The organism is Alistipes sp. An116 (assembly GCF_002161005.1).
In the GTDB taxonomy this organism is placed as follows: domain Bacteria; phylum Bacteroidota; class Bacteroidia; order Bacteroidales; family Rikenellaceae; genus Alistipes; species Alistipes megaguti.
Window position 1 is genome coordinate 22,814 of the sequence record NZ_NFLR01000018.1, and the last position, 15,794, is coordinate 38,607.

At 63.3% G+C, this 15,794-nt stretch carries 16 protein-coding genes; 2 read left to right on the forward strand and 14 right to left on the reverse strand.

Features of this window, described 5'->3' with window-relative positions; genetic code table 11:
• The first annotated feature begins 8 nt into the window (after positions 1 to 8).
• Both B5E60_RS10880 and B5E60_RS10885 read left to right on the forward strand, forming a co-directional pair.
• Positions 9 to 824: an endonuclease/exonuclease/phosphatase family protein gene (locus tag B5E60_RS10880; protein ID WP_087311524.1), complete on the forward strand. Its 816-nt coding sequence runs from the start codon at positions 9 to 11 to the stop codon at positions 822 to 824.
• Positions 825 to 846: 22 nt separating this feature from the next.
• Complete coding sequence (locus tag B5E60_RS10885; protein WP_087311525.1) at positions 847 to 1,698, forward strand: hypothetical protein; 852 nt, start codon at positions 847 to 849, stop codon at positions 1,696 to 1,698.
• A 161-nt stretch (positions 1,699 to 1,859) separates the two neighbouring features.
• Here B5E60_RS10885 and B5E60_RS10890 read toward each other — a convergent pair whose 3' ends face one another.
• The 14 genes from B5E60_RS10890 to B5E60_RS10955 all read right to left on the reverse strand — a co-directional run bounded on the left by B5E60_RS10890 (position 1,860) and on the right by B5E60_RS10955 (position 15,381).
• Positions 1,860 to 2,405 (reverse strand): KdsC family phosphatase, encoded by a 546-nt coding sequence (locus B5E60_RS10890; RefSeq protein WP_087311526.1) that lies wholly within the window; start codon positions 2,403 to 2,405, stop codon positions 1,860 to 1,862.
• Positions 2,381 to 3,160: a Rossmann-like and DUF2520 domain-containing protein gene (locus B5E60_RS10895; RefSeq protein ID WP_087311527.1), complete on the reverse strand. Its 780-nt coding sequence runs from the start codon at positions 3,158 to 3,160 to the stop codon at positions 2,381 to 2,383. Before B5E60_RS10895 ends, B5E60_RS10890 begins: the two co-directional genes overlap by 25 nt.
• A gap of 16 nt (positions 3,161 to 3,176) precedes the next feature.
• Positions 3,177 to 4,481 carry a YhjD/YihY/BrkB family envelope integrity protein gene (locus B5E60_RS10900; RefSeq protein WP_087311528.1) on the reverse strand — a complete coding sequence of 435 codons (1,305 nt, stop codon included), beginning with the start codon at positions 4,479 to 4,481 and terminating at the stop codon, positions 3,177 to 3,179.
• A 40-nt stretch (positions 4,482 to 4,521) separates the two neighbouring features.
• Entirely contained in the window at positions 4,522 to 5,667 is a 1,146-nt protein-coding gene (locus B5E60_RS10905) for a THUMP-like domain-containing protein (RefSeq protein ID WP_087311529.1), read from the reverse strand.
• Positions 5,668 to 5,685: 18 nt separating this feature from the next.
• Positions 5,686 to 7,164: a ComEC/Rec2 family competence protein gene (locus tag B5E60_RS10910; RefSeq protein WP_087311530.1), complete on the reverse strand. Its 1,479-nt coding sequence runs from the start codon at positions 7,162 to 7,164 to the stop codon at positions 5,686 to 5,688.
• A gap of 33 nt (positions 7,165 to 7,197) precedes the next feature.
• Positions 7,198 to 7,605 carry a structural protein P5 gene (locus tag B5E60_RS10915; protein WP_087311531.1) on the reverse strand — a complete coding sequence of 136 codons (408 nt, stop codon included), beginning with the start codon at positions 7,603 to 7,605 and terminating at the stop codon, positions 7,198 to 7,200.
• The gene (locus tag B5E60_RS10920) at positions 7,586 to 8,038 is read right to left on the reverse strand and encodes a phage holin family protein (RefSeq protein WP_087311533.1); all 453 of its coding nucleotides are present in this window, start codon (positions 8,036 to 8,038) and stop codon (positions 7,586 to 7,588) included. The genes B5E60_RS10915 and B5E60_RS10920 overlap by 20 nt, the downstream gene beginning before the upstream one ends.
• Entirely contained in the window at positions 8,013 to 8,486 is a 474-nt protein-coding gene (locus B5E60_RS10925) for a DUF6712 family protein (RefSeq protein ID WP_087311535.1), read from the reverse strand. The genes B5E60_RS10920 and B5E60_RS10925 overlap by 26 nt, the downstream gene beginning before the upstream one ends.
• 79 nt (positions 8,487 to 8,565) lie before the next feature.
• Positions 8,566 to 9,792 (reverse strand): phage portal protein, encoded by a 1,227-nt coding sequence (locus B5E60_RS10930; RefSeq protein WP_087311537.1) that lies wholly within the window; start codon positions 9,790 to 9,792, stop codon positions 8,566 to 8,568.
• A gap of 72 nt (positions 9,793 to 9,864) precedes the next feature.
• Complete coding sequence (locus B5E60_RS10935; protein WP_087311539.1) at positions 9,865 to 10,842, reverse strand: hypothetical protein; 978 nt, start codon at positions 10,840 to 10,842, stop codon at positions 9,865 to 9,867.
• An 84-nt stretch (positions 10,843 to 10,926) separates the two neighbouring features.
• The gene (locus B5E60_RS10940) at positions 10,927 to 11,796 is read right to left on the reverse strand and encodes a Clp protease ClpP (RefSeq protein WP_087311541.1); all 870 of its coding nucleotides are present in this window, start codon (positions 11,794 to 11,796) and stop codon (positions 10,927 to 10,929) included.
• 5 nt (positions 11,797 to 11,801) lie between these two features.
• Positions 11,802 to 12,062, reverse strand: a complete 261-nt coding sequence (locus B5E60_RS10945) for a hypothetical protein (RefSeq protein ID WP_087311543.1) — start codon at positions 12,060 to 12,062, stop codon at positions 11,802 to 11,804.
• Positions 12,059 to 14,419, reverse strand: a complete 2,361-nt coding sequence (locus tag B5E60_RS10950) for a hypothetical protein (protein WP_087311545.1) — start codon at positions 14,417 to 14,419, stop codon at positions 12,059 to 12,061. The genes B5E60_RS10945 and B5E60_RS10950 overlap by 4 nt, the downstream gene beginning before the upstream one ends.
• Entirely contained in the window at positions 14,410 to 15,381 is a 972-nt protein-coding gene (locus B5E60_RS10955; RefSeq protein WP_087311547.1) for a hypothetical protein, read from the reverse strand. Before B5E60_RS10955 ends, B5E60_RS10950 begins: the two co-directional genes overlap by 10 nt.
• Positions 15,382 to 15,794 lie beyond the last annotated feature (413 nt).

Sequence of the window (15,794 nt, forward strand, 5' to 3'; positions counted from 1 at the left end):
AGACAGTCATGAAAATCAACAAGATATTGGGGGCGATGCTCCTCCTGGGGGCGATGCTCCCGCTGGCAGGGGCCCAGGCCCAGACCTTGCAGCTGAAATGTATGTCGTGGAACGTCAAGGCTCTGGAGCTGAAGGACAATACCAATGTGTCGCGCGACATCACGCGCTTTGTGGATGCCATCCGGCGGGAGAATCCCGACATCGTATGTTTCAACGAGTTCGAGACCGCCAGCGGTCTGATGAGCTCGAAGGAGAAACTGACCGAATTTGCCCGGGAGCTCGGCATGTTCCCCTTCTTCATCTGGTCCTATGACAAGGACAACGGCTACTACGGGAACGGCATCCTGTCGAAGTACCCGATCGTCAACTCGAAATCGGTCCTGCTCGGCATGTACACGGGTGAAGACCAGCGTTCGGTGGGTTGGGCCGACATCCTGGTGCCGACGGATGCCAACCCCGACGGGGTGAAGGTCCGGGTCATCTGTACCCACCTCGACGCCTTCGGCGGCAACGAGACCTGTTTCGAGCAGGCCAAGGAGGTGATTGCCGATGCAGTGGTCCCCGCTACGCAGGCCGGCATCCCGTCGGTGCTCATGGGTGACATGAACTGCGGCCCGTCGACGGAAGCCATCAAGGAGTATCAGAAATACGGTACGAAGCTCTGCAACAACGACACCACCTTCAGCGGGGGCAGCAAACTCGACTATTTCCTCTCCTTCCCGGCCGGCGAATGGAGCTGCACGGATTTCAAGGTGCTCAATACCGGCGATTATCCCGCACTCTCGGACCACTATCCCATTATCGGTACGGCCGTATTGAAATAACTAACCGAAACAGACTGAAACGATGAAAAACGTTAAGAAATACCTCTCGACCATGCTGGCCCTGGCCTTGGCTCTGCCGATGTTCACGGGCTGCAACAACGGGTTGGACGAGTACCCCTCGGATGCGCAGATCCCGGCTCCGTCGGACAAGTTCACCACCGACATCCAGTTCGTATCGCGCCTGAGCGACGCGGCGCTCTGCACCAGCGAGGAGGAGTGCCGGGCCGTGCACGACTACATCGTCACGACGCTCAACGGAAAGAACGGCTCCTGGCTGACGATCCTCGACCGGGCCGACAATGGCAAACTGTCGGAGATGCTCGGCACGGCGTTCGATTCCTACCGCTGGACGACCTTCGCCTTCAACCGGATCGTCGACAAGACCTCCTATCAGGGCAGCATGCTCTATGTGAACCAGTGCCTGACCGAGTCGAAGGGGGTTCCCTGCGGCGCAGGGTGCTACGTGACGGGGCTGACCACCGGGATGACCGGTGTGCGCACCGACAGGAACGATCTGGGTGAGGTGACCGGTACGACGGCCGTTTCGTTCGACGTGAACGTCGTGACGGCCCGTTTCGACACGGCGGACCAGATTGCGGCCTTCGGCGGCAGCGAAGGGGTGCTCCGTTCGTTCTACAACGACAACATGCCCTTCCTGATGATCGGAACGGTGAAGAACGACCTGTTCGGGTCGCTGCAGGGAATAGGCCAGAGCGTGGGGACAAGCTACGGCTTCAATGTCTTCGAGGTGGCAAAGGGGGCGCAATATACGATCTTCCTGCTGACCGAGGAGCGTTTCTGGGGGCTGAACGATGTCCAGAAGGAGACCCTGGCCGACGGCATCGAGAGCTATGCCATCAAGGTGATGTGGTAGCTCCCCGGCCGGAACGGCAAGAGGCGGAACCGCAAAGGTTCCGCCTCTTTTTTGTCTGGCATCATGACCGACTTGTTCGGGACTTTTTTCGTATGGCGTGCTGCCGCCGGGCGGTTGCCCGCTCCTCCCCCCCCCCCCTCCCTGGCGGGGAGGCCGCGGGGTCAGCGCGAGGCGACGAGCGACGACGGTGTGACGCCCATCGAGTCGCGCGCCCAGTCGCCGTGGGCCCGGAGCACCTGTTCGATGATGTCGCGCACGGCCCCTTCGCCCCCTTTGAACTCCGAGACATAGCGCGAAGTCTCGATCACCTCGGCGGCGGCATCCGCCGGGCAGACCGGAATCCCCACTTCGCGCATACACTCCAGATCGGGGATGTCGTCGCCCATGTAGATCACGTCGGAGGGCGCCACTCCCTCGTTCCGGAGGTATTCGTGCAGCGCCGCGATCTTGTCCATGCAGTCGACGTAGTAGTGGCGGATCCCGAGCATCCGGAGCCGGTGCTCGAGCGTCTTGCCGCGTCCTCCGGTGATGATGCAGACCCGGTAGCCCAGTTTGATGGCGTAGGCCAGCGCATAGCCGTCCTTGGCGTTGTAGCGGCGGATGAAGTCACCGTCGACGGTCGGGATGATCCCGCCGTCGGTCATCACGCCGTCGACATCGAAGATGAAGGTCCGGCAGCGTGCTATTGATTCCTTGAAGTTTTCCATATGTTTTCGCTGATTTGGGTATAGATCTCCTGAAGGGTCGGGTTGCCGTCGAGCAGGGCGAGGTGCCGCTCCTGCGTGGCGGTGTCGTTGCGTACGGCGGGGCCGGTCTGCACGTCGCGTGGCGAGCGGGCGTCGCAGGCCTTGGCGGCGGTTTCGGCGATCAGCGGCTTGAGTACCGCAAAGTCGAGCCCGGCGCTGTGGACCACCGCCTCGCCCAGGGCGTACATGTGGTTGGCGAAGTTGCAGGCGAAGACCGCGGCAAGGTGGACCTTGCCCCGCTGTGCGGAGTCGGCCCAGAGCACCGTCCGGGAGAGCGTGCGGGCAAAGGCTTCGAGTTCGGCCCGGAATCCGGGGTCCGAAGTTTCGAGGAAGACCGGGATTTCCGAAAAATCGACCCGGCGGCCCTTGGTGAAGGTCTGCATCGGGTAGAAGACCGCACGGCGCGCAAATCGCTTCGGAAGAGCCTCCAGCGGGACGCTGCCGGCCGTATGGGCCACGACCGCCCCCTCGGGGATGGGCAGCTGCGAGGCCACCTCGCCCACGGCGCGGTCGCTCACGGCGATCAGATAGAGGTCGGCGTCGCGGCGGAGCGCTTCGGGGTCGGAGCTCCAGCTGCATCCGGCCAGGGCGGCGACGGTACGGCCCCGTTCCGGATTGCGGGCGAAGAGCTGGAGGAGTTCCAGACCGCTTCCGGCGATGGCCAGGGCCAGGGCTTCTGCCAGGTTTCCGCTTCCGATAATGACGACTCGTTTCATCTCTTTTATTCCTGATTTACAGCAGGTCTGTCAATCGCACGTTGTTCGGCGAGTGGAGGACCTCCTCCTTGAGTGTCTCCACTTCGCGGTTCATGCGGGCCAATTCGGGGGTTTGTTCCAGGTCGAGGGTGGTCTGTCCGGTGCATTCGACGGCTTCGAGGATGCCGTAGACGGTGATCGACGAGAGGTCGTGGGCCGGGGCGAAGGCCACTTCGCGTTCGCCGTCGCCGCTGCGCACGGCGATCAGTTGTCCGGCCTGCACGAGCTGGAAGAGAATGTCGTTGACGATTCGGGTCGGGAGCTCGAGGCGTTTGCGGATCTCGTCGGTCGGGAGCGTTCCGCCGTGGTCGCGGAAGTTACGTGCTACGAGAATCATCACCGCGAGGAGCACCTTGCGGCGCTGGTCGTAGCTGATGCGCAGCGATTCGCGCTCCTCGGCGAAGCGGCTGATGTTCTGGTAGGCGAACGAAAGCTCGCCGCCGAAGAGAAGGATCTCCCAGGAGGTCTGCATCCAGATGAGGAAGAGCGGCAGGGCGGCGAAACTGCCGTAGACGGCGTTGTAGGAGGTCATCCAGCGCTGGACGTAGACGTAGCCCCACTGGAAGAGCAGGAAGATGGTCCCGGCGACGATTCCGGCCATCAGGGCGCTCTGGAACCGCACCCGGGCGTTGGGGATGATCAGGTAGAGCAGGGTGAACATCGTCCAGATGACGACCATCGAGGCCAGGCGGGAGAGGGTCGTGAAGTACCACTTGTCGTAGAGGCCCAGGACTTGCTCGATGTAGTTGCCGACAGCATTGGCGAGGATCCAGAGCACGGGGACGATCATCACCACGGCGATGTAGTCGGTCCACTGACGGGCGATGCTTCGTTCGACCTTGACCTCCCAGATGTTGTTAAAGGCGTTTTCGATCGACCCAAAGACGCGGATCACGGCCCAGAAGAGCATCACCAGACCCACGGCGGCCACGACGCCGCCCTGGGTTCGGGCCAGGGCGTTTTCGGCGAATCCGACGATGTAGTCGACGGTTTCGGGGTGTTGAGGGAAGAGCTCGTAGAGGTTTTCGACGAGTCCGTCGGCGAGGCCGAATCCCTTGACCACGGCGAAGACCAGGGCCAGGAGCGGCACGAGCGACATGAGCGTGTAGAAGGTGAGCGCCGCGGAGCGGACCAGCGTTCCGTGCTCGACCAGCCCGCGGGCCGTGTAGAAGAGTAGCCGGTATTGCTGTACGAGCCACCGCACGACGGGATTGCGCCATTCGTTGATGTCCTCCCGGAAGATCGTATCGGTAAAGTAGGTGAAGAGTTTTCGGAGTATCATGGGCTCGGTCCGCCATCGCGGTGCTATTTGACAAAGATAGCTATTTTAGGCGGATCGCCCAAAAATCGTTCCCGATTTTCGTGAAGGCTATCCGCAGGTCGGCGCCGGGACGGGTGCCGAGGCGCCGCATGAGCTCCTCGGCCGGGAGCGGGAAGTCGCGTTTGAGGAGTTCGAGGCCGCGGCCTTTCAGTTCTCGCTTCAGCCGCTTCGGGTCGTAGGGCTCGATCCGCTCGACGGGCAGTATGCGCCCGATGATGCCGTGCGGCTCCTCTTCGGCGAATCCGAATCCGAGGTCGCTCCAGCAGTCGGCCTTCCCGGCCAGATGGAGGCGCGTGAGGCGGGCTTTCTGGAGGGCGACGTCCGGGACCACCAACCAGTGGTAACGCGCCGGATCGAATGCCGGGGCTTCGGGCGCGGCGGCTCCGGGCCGGGCCGAGAAGCTCCCTGTACCGAGCGCCGTGGCCGTAACGAGCGGTCCCGAGCCGTCGGCATAGACCACGACCTCCTTGCACTCGTCGCCCGACGAGACGACCTCCACGCGGCTTCCGGGGAAGAGCCGCAGGGCCTCGTCCACATCGAACAGCGGGGAGTTTTTCAGGCAGAGCCGCGGCGCGATCCGGTCGATCGCCGGTTTCAGGGCCACGATGTCGGGCGAGCAGGCTTCGAGCCGCACCTGCTTGCGTCCTTCGGCCGAACGGCGGTCGGGATCGGCATAAACCCAGTCGAAATGCAACCCTTCGCGGCCGAGAAACTCCTCGGCCGAACTGTTTACGACCTCGATATTCGCAACTCCCATTCTCGAAAGGTTGTCGGCGGTGATGCGGGCCAGCAGCGGGTCGCGTTCGAGAGCCACGACGCGGCGGAAATGCCGGGCGAGATAGAGCGCATCGACCCCCAGCCCGCAGGTGAGGTCCAGCACCGTGTCGCCCGCGATGCGTTTGTGGGCGGCCGCGGCCTCGCTCGAGGCCTGCTCGAAGGCCCGCGGAGGCAGGATGCACTGCGCGGCGGCATACGTCGGGAGTTTGCGTTCGGCGCGTGCGAGGTACTTGACCTGCGTGGCGACAAGCCGGGCATGGGGAACCGTCCGGTCGAGCGCCACCTCCAGCGGGTCGCGGCCCCGGGCGGCGGCAATCGCTTGCCGGAGCTCGTCGCTACGGAGCAGGTCGTATTCCTCGGCGGTGATCATGGGTCGAAAGCGTTTGTTTTACGGACGCAAAGGTAGGCTTTTTTTCGGTTCCCGGCACCCTGCGGCGAGCGTTGCAAGGAGGAAAACCGCATAGAGGAGTATGGTGGGAGCCTTTTCGAGCGTATAGTCGGTTGTGCCTCCGGGCAGTGCGGCGGTCGCCCGGGCCAGGAAGTTGACCGCTTCGGCGGCCTTGCCCGTCACCAGCCCGAAGAGCGGCGCAAGCCATCCGACGGGCAGGAGCATCCAGAGCGCACCGCCGAATACCACGACCCCGGCCAGCAGGATGGCCACCGGATTGACGACCAGCCCGGCCAGGGGAACTATGCCGAAGGTGTGCGAGACGAGCGGAGCCGTAGCCAGTGTGGCCGTCAACCCGATCACGTAGGCGTCGCTCACGGCATTCAGCCATCGGTGGCGGGTCCGGCACCTGCGGCAGAGGGGCACACCCCAGAGGAGAATCCCTGCGACGGCGAGGAACGAGAGCAGGAAACTCAGGTCGCCGATCCAATTGGGATTCCAGAGCAGCATCCCGAAGGCCGCCAGGGCCAGGGCATTCATTCCGACATACTCCGACGCGGAGGCGAGTGCGGCCTGGAGGAAGGTGCACATCACGGCGGCCCGTATGGCGCTGGGCGGGAATCCGGCCGCGGCGACAAAGAGCCAGATGGCCGCCGCTGCGAGAAGGTTCTTCCAGAGGTGCCCGCGCCGCAGCAGGGGCAGCCACCAAAGCAGGGCGTTCACCACGACGAAGACAATCCCCGTATGGAGCCCCGATACGGCCAGCAGGTGCGAAAAACCGCTTCGGGAGTAGACAGTGCGGAGTTCGGCGGGAATTCCGCGCCGTTCGCCCGCAGCCATCGCCTCGACGACGGCCCGGGCTTCGGGAGCCATCGGCAGACGGTCGAGACGTTCGACAGCCCGGCGGTGCAGGGAGGCACCCCGGGGCTCCTCCCGGTCGAGGACCGCCCGTTCTCCGATCCACAGCGTTCCGGCATAACCCCTCCGTTCCATCAGCTGCCGGTAGCTCTCGGCTCCGCCCTGGAACGGCCTCACACAACCCCGGCAGCGGATCCGCTCTCCGTCCCGAAGCCGGATCAACGAATCGGCATAGAGCCGGATCCGGCTCTCCGAAGCGTGCCAATGGCCATTCGCCGGGTCGCGCCAGGCCGTGACTGCGGCATCGGCGACCGAATAGCGCTCCCGTTCGACGGGAAATCCCTCCACGACGACTTCGTAGAGGGTGTACACCTCCCGGGGGACCGAAATTTCGGGAGTCCGGAGTTGTGCCGCGGCGAATCCCGACGTGAGGAGCATCGCCACGGCGGCCGCTCCCGAACGGAAGAGGAGAGCCACGATGCCCGTACAGACGAAAGCCCCTGCGAGAAACCACAGGGGCAGTTCGTACACTCCGGCCAAGGCAATCCCCGCGGCGAAGGGTGCGAGGAGCTTGACCATCGGCATCCGATTGAGCCGATCCAGCAGGCAGGCGATTTTCATACCTGCAAGATAATCAAAACAGACGAAAAAAAGTCATTCGGGTGACAGAAAAAGCTCCCATCCGTCGGCCACCTGCCGTATGTCGGCCGGAGCCCCGTTCTCCACGCGCGAGATGGCCGCCGCCAGCGGGATCATCGTTCCGGCGTCGCGCGTGTCGAGCGGCTCATCGGGGTCGATGCCCGTATCGGCGGCCACGGCGCGGATGTAGACCTCGGTATGATTCTCCGAGGGCGGGGCCCAGCGGGAGATCATCCCGCGGATGGTGTCGAGCCCGTAGCGGACGCGGTAGGTGTCCAGCAGGACGAAGATGGCCCGATAGCCCCAGGCCAGCGTTTCGAACTGCTTGAAGTCGGGGTCGCGCGAGGGGCGCACCTCGCCCCGGTAGCGGACCTTCGAACGGCGGATATTGCCGGGATTGCGGTTATCGAGTCCTCGTGCCATCCTCTTTTTCGTCGATTTGCAGTTCTTTCTCCATCCGGCGTCTGGCATAGCGGCGCAGCCGGCGGAAGAGCGGTGCTTCGGAGAGCTGGGCGGCATTCTCGAGGAACGACCACAACTCTACGCCGCAGGTGAATCCCGTGAAGAGCTTGGCCAGATTGAGCTGCATGAAGTCCAGCACGCAGCGATCTATCAGCCAGGCCATGACGATGGCCGTCAGGACGAGAGCCGTCTTGAGGACCGTGCGCCAGGCCTTGCAGCTTTCAAAATACCATTTCCGACCTTCGCGCCGGGCGGCGGCCCGGTCGGCGAAGACCCCCGAGAGGAAATCCACGCCGATGAAGAGCATCGTCGTGATGACCAGCGGCTGGATCGGGGCGAACAGCGCGGCAATTCCAGCCGCGATGCCGCTAACGAATCTGTACAAAGCCTCCATCGGTCGTGCAGCGTTTCAGGATGTTCCGCTCGGGGCGGTATTCGGGGAACTCTTCGCGGTGGCGGTCGAGGTACCTGACGGCCCGGTGCAGCAGCGAACGGGCTTCGGCACGCAGCGCCCGGCACTGGCGGCGCCGGGCCTCTTCGTCGGCAGGCTGGCCCCAGGAGCTTTTCGGGGCCGAGGTGCCGCACTGCCCGGTGCGGATGTCGAGCCGCGGTTGGAGCATCAGCCGCGTGAAGAGGGCCAGCGGCCGTGCGAGGTAGCTGTCGCGCAGGTCGGCATAGTCGCCGGCGAGGAGCCGCTCGTGGAGTGCCGGGCCGATTACGGGGAGAAGATACCGCTCTTCGGCGGCGGCGATGTCGGCCTCGGAGAAGGTGTCGGGCGGCAGGTATTCGCCGCTTCCGAAGGCCTGTTGCAGGAGTTGGGTGGTGGTGATGAGGGTATTCATGGCGTGAAGGGGTGTTTGCGGTGCGGGGGAGCGGGTGACGGCCGCCGGTTGAAACCGGCAGCCACCGCCCGGCAATCCGTCAGCCGATGCTGGTGACGTTGTATTTGGTGATTTCGGAGAGGTAGTACTGCTGTCGGGGATCCTCCGGGTCGTAGTCCAGACCGTCGGCCTTGCGGGCCTCCCAGACCTTCATGTAGATGGGCTTCGAGCGGGTCGGCGGGCGGTTGACGATCTGCAGCGACGAGGTGTCTGCCCCCAGAATCGTGCCGATGACGCTGCGGATCGGCTCGGTGAGTTCGGCCTGCTCGGCCAGAATCACCGTGTTGAGGGCCACTTCGTACTCGTGGAGGATGCGTTCGGCGTTGAATCCTGAGGCGTAGTCCAGTCCGCTCAGGGTGCGGAACCAGGAGTGGGCCACGACGATGTCGCCGACGGCCTGTTCGTGCAGTGCCTGCCAGTCGCCCTCGTTCTGTGAGGTGATGGGGATGAATCGCGAGTTGTCGTCGTCGCCTCCGTCGCGGATGACAAACATCACCTGTCCGGGATTCCCGGCGAACTTGCGCTCGGCCATGCGGACGATGCGTTCGGCCTCGGCCTCGTTGTCGACCGTCGAGTCGAGCATCATGACGCCCGACAACTGGAACGAGTTGTCGAGCCGCGAGATGTTCCATCGGTCGGTCTTGTAGGCGATGGCCGAGACGCCGAATCCGGCGATGTAGGGCGGCACGCCGTAGTGTTCGAACGTGGGTTCGTAGTCCTTGTAGTGGATCATGGCGCGCAGGGTTCCGTCCTGCTGGGGTTCGAACGTCGGGTAGAGGGGCAGGGAACGTGCCTCGGCGGGTTTGAAGGCGGCCCAGTTGTGGTGGAGGAGGATGTGCTGCGAGTCGCGGGCGACGCGGCAGCGCGAGGCGTCCTGGTGGTAGAGCGAGAGGAACGAGTGGTCGGCATCGGTGACCACCTCGAGGAAGGCGTTTCCGAACAACGCCTTGTCGAAGGCCAGTTTGTTGAGGATCTGCCGCAGGGTTTCGCCCGAGCCGTTGACGCGGCCGATGAACTCCGCCAGGGCGGGCTGGCGGGCTTCGTCGCAGATGACGCCCTTGCCGGAGATGTAGTCGGCCTTGTCGTTGATGATTCGGCGGTGGGTGGTCGATCGGCGGGCCATCAGGGCCAGGGCCTGTGGGAAGAGGTTGTCGTCGCCCCAACGCCAGAAGTGGTCGTTTTCGACGCGCGTCGACCCCAGCACGGTGTAGGGATCCGTCCGGTTGGCGACGCCCACGGCGGTTTTGAAGTGTTTCGGTTTGCTCATGACGTATTTGCGGATTTCGGAGGGGCTCCCCGTCCCGGCGGGTCCGGCGGCGGGGAGGCTCCGTGTGGGTTGTTACTGTTTGTAGGCGTAGCCGATCAGCTTCTCGTCGAGGAGCAGGCAGCCGGCCATGAAGACCGCGCGCTGACGGTTCTCCATCTCGTCGGGGTTGTACCACATGCGCACCTCGTTTCCGGGCATGTCGGCCGTATTGACGGCCATGACCAGGTTGCGGCGGTCGGTGAGCAGGGCGAACGACTGGTGGAGCGACGTTTCGGCCAGATAGCTGTCCATTCTCACGTCGATGACCGGGATGCCGTGGTAGGCCAGTTGCGGACGGCCGTTCACGGAGTCGATGTAGGCGGCATCGACGCCCTTCTCGTCGAGATACTTCTCGTAGAGGTAGCAGAGGTCCGAGGAGACGAAGTAGGCCAGCTGACCGTCGGCCTTGAGGTCGCGGATGCGGGGATCGGCGCTGTTCCAGAGCTGGTCGAAGATTTCGGTGACGTAGCTGTTCTGGGCGAGGTTCTCCTCCGAGTAGGTGAAGTCCTCGATCGATCCGGAGGTGGCGCCGTCCTGGACGAGTTTGAGGAATCCGTCGAAGGTGTTGTAGCCATCGTCGGCCGAGGAGTCCCCGGCCCACATCGTGGCGCGGATGTTTTCGGCCAGGGCCTGGCGGAAGAGTTCGGTTTCGGCCTGCTCGAGGATCGTTCCGGAGAGGTCCTCCATGTTGACGTCGACGATCGACGAGATCTTCTCGTAGACCATCGAGAAGTAGTCGGCGGCCGAGAATCCGAGTTCGGCCTTCACGCGCTTCATGTCGATGGCCTTTTCGGTTCGGGTCGGTGCGGTGCTGCCGCTCCAGCCGGCCGAGGTGAACTTCTGGAGGATGTTCCGCTGGCCGTCCCAGAGCTGGACGTGGGCGTTGTGCGGCATGTTGTAGAGGACGCGTACGCCCAACTCCTTGGCCGACTGCCCGGTCAGAATCGGGCGGAAGAAGATGTTCTCGAGATCGGTACCGGTGTACTGCTTCGAATTTTCAAGATAGGTCATGGTGTTTGTTTGTTTTTGAGGGTTTATGATTCGGTTGCGGGCGCAGGACCCGTTTTTTTGCAATTTCGCGGGGCGGTGCCGGGGTCAGTTCCGGAAACATCGGGCATCCTCGGCATAGGCGCGTTCGTTGGCCGAGCGGATTGTGTCGCCGAACGAGGGGTCTTCGACCGGCAGTACGCGGGTCGGACCGATCCGGCGGCGGGTCTCCTCGGCGGCGATCGACGAACGGCGGTGCAGCTCCTGGAGTTCGGCCTGCGAGTGGAGGATGTTTCGGTCGGCGACGCGTTTCGGTGCTGATCGGACGCCCAGTTCGGAGAGCAGCCGCTGCCAGCCCCGCGAGAGGTTCTGCGCCAGGGAGGAGCCCGTCCGGGCGGGTTCGATCACCCGGTCGGCCAGCCCTGCGGCGATCGCCTCCTCGGGCGAGAGCCAGCGTCCGTTTCCGTTGTTTTCGCCCATCAGCGCGAGGAACTCCTCGGCCGGGCGTCCCGATCGCGAGGCGTAGACGGCGGCGATGCGGGCGTCGGTCTGCTGGAGCAGCTCGACCTCGGAGGCGATTTCGGCGGCGTTGCCCTCGGTCGAGCAGATTGCGTTGTGGATCAGGTAGAGGGCATTCTCCGAGATTTCGCGGCACCCCTCCGAGGCGGCCTGGGCGATGATCGTGGCAGCCGAGGCGGTGTATCCGTAGCAGCGGGTGACGATGCGTGCGGAGAGCTGGCGCAGGGCGTCGAGGATCAGCAGGGCATCGTTGACGTCGCCGCCCGTCGAGCGGATGTTGACGATGACCTGCGGGGCGTCGATTTCGGTGATGCGCCGCAGGGCGTCGCGGAATCGTTCATAGGTGGCGACCCGTGCGTCGGGATCTTCGAACTGCCACTCTTCGGGGATGCCGATCGTGCCCTCGATGTCGATTTGGCACACGTCGGCGGCGTTGTTGATTTGGATTTCCGATTTCATGATTTTCAGTGTTTGGAAAGGAGGTAAAAGGCGTTTCGAGCTTTTTCGTAGGAGCAGCAGAAGCGGTCGGCTGCCACCTCGAAGGCTTCGCAGCGGGGCATGCCCTGCCGTTCGAGCCGTTCGATTTCGTCGCGGATGGCGCGGCGTTCGCAGGCGCGGCGGTCGATCATCCCGCTTTCGAAGAGCGCGAGGACGGCCTGGCGGGGAGTCAGGCCGCGCACCTGGCGCAGGAGGTCCTCGCAGAGTTGTTCGTCGAGACGTGTCATAACTGGTCGATGCGTTCGAAGGTGCAGCGGGTCGAGGCTTTTCGGGGGTCGTACTCGTCGATTTGTCGGAGAATGGCGCGGACGATGCCCTTGCCGGTGTCGATGCGGAAGATGGATCGGATGTCGGGTCCGCCGACTCCGGGCGAGAACAGCTCCTCGAATTCATGGGGTTCGATGTGAATCCAGAGCGAGACGCGTTCGCCGATGGCCTCTCTCTGGAGCTGCCGGTCGTAGTACCGGTGGAGGCCTTCGGCTCCGTCGCGGTCTTCGAATCCGAGGGTGAAAGGTTCGGTCGATTCGTCGCCGGGGTAGAGGAATGCCGCCAGCGGATATTCGTTGCGTCCGGAGGGGTATCCCCATCGTTCGTCCTCGGGCAGGGGGATGACGCCGGCGTAGCGGACGATACGCGGGGTGAAGTTCGTGCCGTCGTCTTCGGCATCGTCGCGGTCCCCGACCTGGAGCAGCCGGGCCGAGGGGGCGTTCAGGTAGTGTCCCGTCGAGCTGAGCGTCGGGGCGAAGAGCGGGTTGCGGAGAGTCTTCTCGCCCATCATCGTGGCGCACGAGGGGGATGCGTAGCTCCAGGCGCCGAGTGTGGTCTGCTCTTCGGAGTTGAACCGGGAGACGGCGCCGTCGCCTTCGAGGAATTTCCAGGTCCGTTTTTCGTGGACCGAGGGGGCGATCTGCTCGCGGACGACGGGGCGTGAGAAGTCGGTGCGGCGGCTCCAGTCGATCTCCGGCGCGGCGCCGTAGAAGTCGACCTCGGGTTCGATCCATACGGTGCGGGTCTCCTCTTCGGTGTAACAGCGCAGGTTGAAGAGGTGGAAGAGGCTCTCGAGCAGTTCGGACTGGCGGATGTTGTGGCGGGCGACATCCGTGAAGTCGATCGAGGAGCCGAACGCCGGTCCGGGTTGAAAGACGGGCCTCAGCGAACACTCCTTGTGCAGGGTCAGCTTCATCTCCTCTTCGGCTCCGCCGAAGTAGATGAGGTTGAAATACTTGGGAGAAGTCGGCGATACCTGTTCCGGAGAGCTTCGGAGCCGGACTTCGACGGTTGTTGTGCCGTATTCGCCGATGTATCCGTTGTAGAGAGCCCAGTCTCCGGTGTAGGGGACCCACTGTCCATTTTCGTAGACGGACAGTTTGAGGTTGGATAGCTGTCCCGTCGCGGGGCTGTTGATTACGACCGTTCGTGCGGAGAAGGTGGTCCAGAGGGTGTCCTGAGCGACGCCCCGATTCAGGGTCAACCGGTATTGGGCACCATCCTTGTGGTCGAAGACGATTACCCGGTAGGTGATGTTCCTGGCGATATTGTCGCGTTGGTCTTGGTATCGGTTTGCCAGCGTGAACTGGAATTCGGATCCGGATCCGAGGTAGATGGTGTTGAAACCGATGAGGCGATCCCGGGAGAGGATTCGGTGATAGGTGGTATATTTGAGGTAGTACTCGAATCCGACGGTGATTTCGGAAGGGGGTGTGAAGCAGATCTTGCCGTCGACCGTCGAGAAGCAGTTTCCGTTGTTGTAGAGGCCGCTGATGGCTTGGCCGTCGTCGTCGATGCTCTGCGGGGTGGCCGTATCGACGATATTGCCGAGGGTGTTGGCGATGGCGTCGGGGTTTGCCACGACGCGTCCTACCTCGTTGGCCTCGGCGGTGACGGGACCGAGTCTTCGGGCGGCGAACCCCATGCGGTTGACGGCGGCGGTGGTGTCCCGGGTGGCGTAGGCGCCGCTCATGTAGAGCGAGCGGAAGAGGTCGGACTCCAGGAACCGGCTTTTGACCTGATAGCCGGACTGGGCGAAGATCTCGTCGACGAGCGATGCGACGTGGAGGAAGGGGTGGTAATCCTCCACGGCAAGGAAGCGTTCGGCGGGGAGCAGGTCGGTGGAGCTGTTCTGCTGCTCGTACTGGTCGTGGTGGACGGGGAAGAACTTGACGGGCGAGTCGTTCGTCCAGCTCTGGCAGATCATCGTGGGGGTCAGTTGGGCTTTCCAGTCGATTGGCAGGTCGTCCAGCTGGCGCCAGGAGGCCTGTGAGGCCCAGTCGGCGCCTCCGCTGCGGATTTCGATTTCGTAGCTGTCGTCTTCGACGGAGAGGAGTCGGACCGCCCCTTCGATCAGCCGGGCCCCCTCGTAGGAGAGTTCGGCGGAGTGGGTCGTGTCGTTGAACCGGAAGGCGGTCTGCGCATCGTCGGCCCAACCGAGCAGGGAGTTGTTGCGGGGAGAGAAGGGTATTTTGAGCGTCAGAGAGCGCCCTTCGCGGGCGGCCTCGATGGATTCGGCCTCCGTGGCCGCATATCCGGGGACGGCGATCGGGTCGGTTCCCGGATCACAGATCTGTCCGTCGATTTTCAGTTCCATGACGAGGCGGTTTTGGGACGAAAGGCCAGCTCCAGGGCGCAGAGTGTACCGTGCTGTTGGATGACGACCTCATCGGTCAGGATGTCGATCGGGGTGTAGATGTCCCTCTTCAGGGCCCAGACGTTGCGGGCCGAGGTGAGTTCGGCAAGGGGTTCCAGCACTTCGGGGCGTTCGAAGGCCGAGACGATGGTTGTCTTGCGGAGGGTTTCGGCGGCGGTGACCAGATACCCTTCGGGGGATTCGGTGCGGAGTTTTTCGACGAGCAGCGAGGTCTGGCGGACCGTGGGAAAGGAGTAGTGTTCGATTGCTCCGGTGTGGGATTCCCAGGCGAGTCTGACGGCGTTCTGTGAGGCGGGGATCACCGTGTAGACGATGCTCTCACCGATGCCCGTGTCGACCGTGATGGTATCGCAGTCGGGGAAATCGGCCGTGTTGAGTCGGAAGACCTGCCATCCGTATTGCGAAGATTCGAACTGTTCGGCGACGGTCGAGTCGCGTCCGGATCCCGAGACGAGGAGGGTGCAGCCGTTGTTGTTGAAGAGGGAGATTTCGTCGGCTTCGCCGGCCGGGATGAGCCGGTTGAGGGGCATTGCGGTTCGCAGTCCGGAGGATTGGGTGCTTTGATCGCCGGGGATGAAGGTCCGGGTCTCGGAGGTGAGTTCGATGGTCTCGCTGCCGGGGTGCAGGGCCTCGACACAGGCCCGGATGAGGCGGCCGTCCGTTGATTTGAAGCCGGTTTTGCCGGTTGAGGGGGTGAATGCCATGACGGACCGGATCCGTGCGGCGACGTCGATGTCGGCCCGGGAGACATTGACGAAGCGTTTTCCGCCCAGGAGTCGGTTGGACTCCGTTTTGCGGATGCGGAGGTCGATGTTGTCCGGCGCATCGAGTTGAAGCCCGAAAATGGCCGGTATCCCGGCTCCAACGGGCGCGTACGCGTCTGGATACTTGTAGAATTGCATGGATGAAGGTTTTAGAGGAGTGGTTCGGAATTGTCTGGGACGGTTGAGGGTTCTGAGGGGCTTCCGGATACGGATCGGGAGTGGCTGGAAGTCCGGGCGGTACGATGTCCGGATGGAGTCTCGGCGGGTTGGAAATTCGGCTTGGCGGAGGGCAGCGGACAGTATGTCCGGGGGCACCGGAGCGAACGACGGCCTTTGTGTTGACAACCTGTCGATAAGTTGTCTACAATTTGTTCATGATTTGGAATAACTTGCGGCAAGTATCTCGCGGATTGCGGATTGACACATGTTTATAACTTGCCGACTGAAGGTCTCAGCCTGTGAATTGCAGGACAAATATACGACACCGGCCACCCCCTTGTCAAGAGGAGAACGCACTTTTTCCAAAAAATATGGAAAAATTTCCGGAATTT

Bases quoted from the DNA above. Each gene is read 5' to 3' on its own strand.
- B5E60_RS10935 (WP_087311539.1), bottom strand. From the start codon at position 10,842: ATGACCTATCTTGAAAATTCGAAGCAGTACACCGGTACCGATCTCGAG.
- B5E60_RS10895 (WP_087311527.1), bottom strand. From the start codon at position 3,160: ATGAAACGAGTCGTCATTATCGGAAGCGGAAACCTGGCAGAAGCCCTG.
- B5E60_RS10915 (WP_087311531.1), bottom strand. From the start codon at position 7,605: ATGGCACGAGGACTCGATAACCGCAATCCCGGCAATATCCGCCGTTCG.
- B5E60_RS10945 (WP_087311543.1), bottom strand. From the start codon at position 12,062: ATGACACGTCTCGACGAACAACTCTGCGAGGACCTCCTGCGCCAGGTG.
- B5E60_RS10950 (WP_087311545.1), bottom strand. From the start codon at position 14,419: ATGGAACTGAAAATCGACGGACAGATCTGTGATCCGGGAACCGACCCG.
- B5E60_RS10900 (WP_087311528.1), bottom strand. From the start codon at position 4,481: ATGATACTCCGAAAACTCTTCACCTACTTTACCGATACGATCTTCCGG.
- B5E60_RS10905 (WP_087311529.1), bottom strand. From the start codon at position 5,667: ATGATCACCGCCGAGGAATACGACCTGCTCCGTAGCGACGAGCTCCGG.
- B5E60_RS10940 (WP_087311541.1), bottom strand. From the start codon at position 11,796: ATGAAATCGGAAATCCAAATCAACAACGCCGCCGACGTGTGCCAAATC.
- B5E60_RS10930 (WP_087311537.1), bottom strand. From the start codon at position 9,792: ATGAGCAAACCGAAACACTTCAAAACCGCCGTGGGCGTCGCCAACCGG.
- B5E60_RS10925 (WP_087311535.1), bottom strand. From the start codon at position 8,486: ATGAATACCCTCATCACCACCACCCAACTCCTGCAACAGGCCTTCGGA.
- B5E60_RS10955 (WP_087311547.1), bottom strand. From the start codon at position 15,381: ATGCAATTCTACAAGTATCCAGACGCGTACGCGCCCGTTGGAGCCGGG.
- B5E60_RS10920 (WP_087311533.1), bottom strand. From the start codon at position 8,038: ATGGAGGCTTTGTACAGATTCGTTAGCGGCATCGCGGCTGGAATTGCC.
- B5E60_RS10890 (WP_087311526.1), bottom strand. From the start codon at position 2,405: ATGGAAAACTTCAAGGAATCAATAGCACGCTGCCGGACCTTCATCTTC.
- B5E60_RS10910 (WP_087311530.1), bottom strand. From the start codon at position 7,164: ATGAAAATCGCCTGCCTGCTGGATCGGCTCAATCGGATGCCGATGGTC.
- B5E60_RS10885 (WP_087311525.1), top strand. From the start codon at position 847: ATGAAAAACGTTAAGAAATACCTCTCGACCATGCTGGCCCTGGCCTTG.
- B5E60_RS10880 (WP_087311524.1), top strand. From the start codon at position 9: ATGAAAATCAACAAGATATTGGGGGCGATGCTCCTCCTGGGGGCGATG.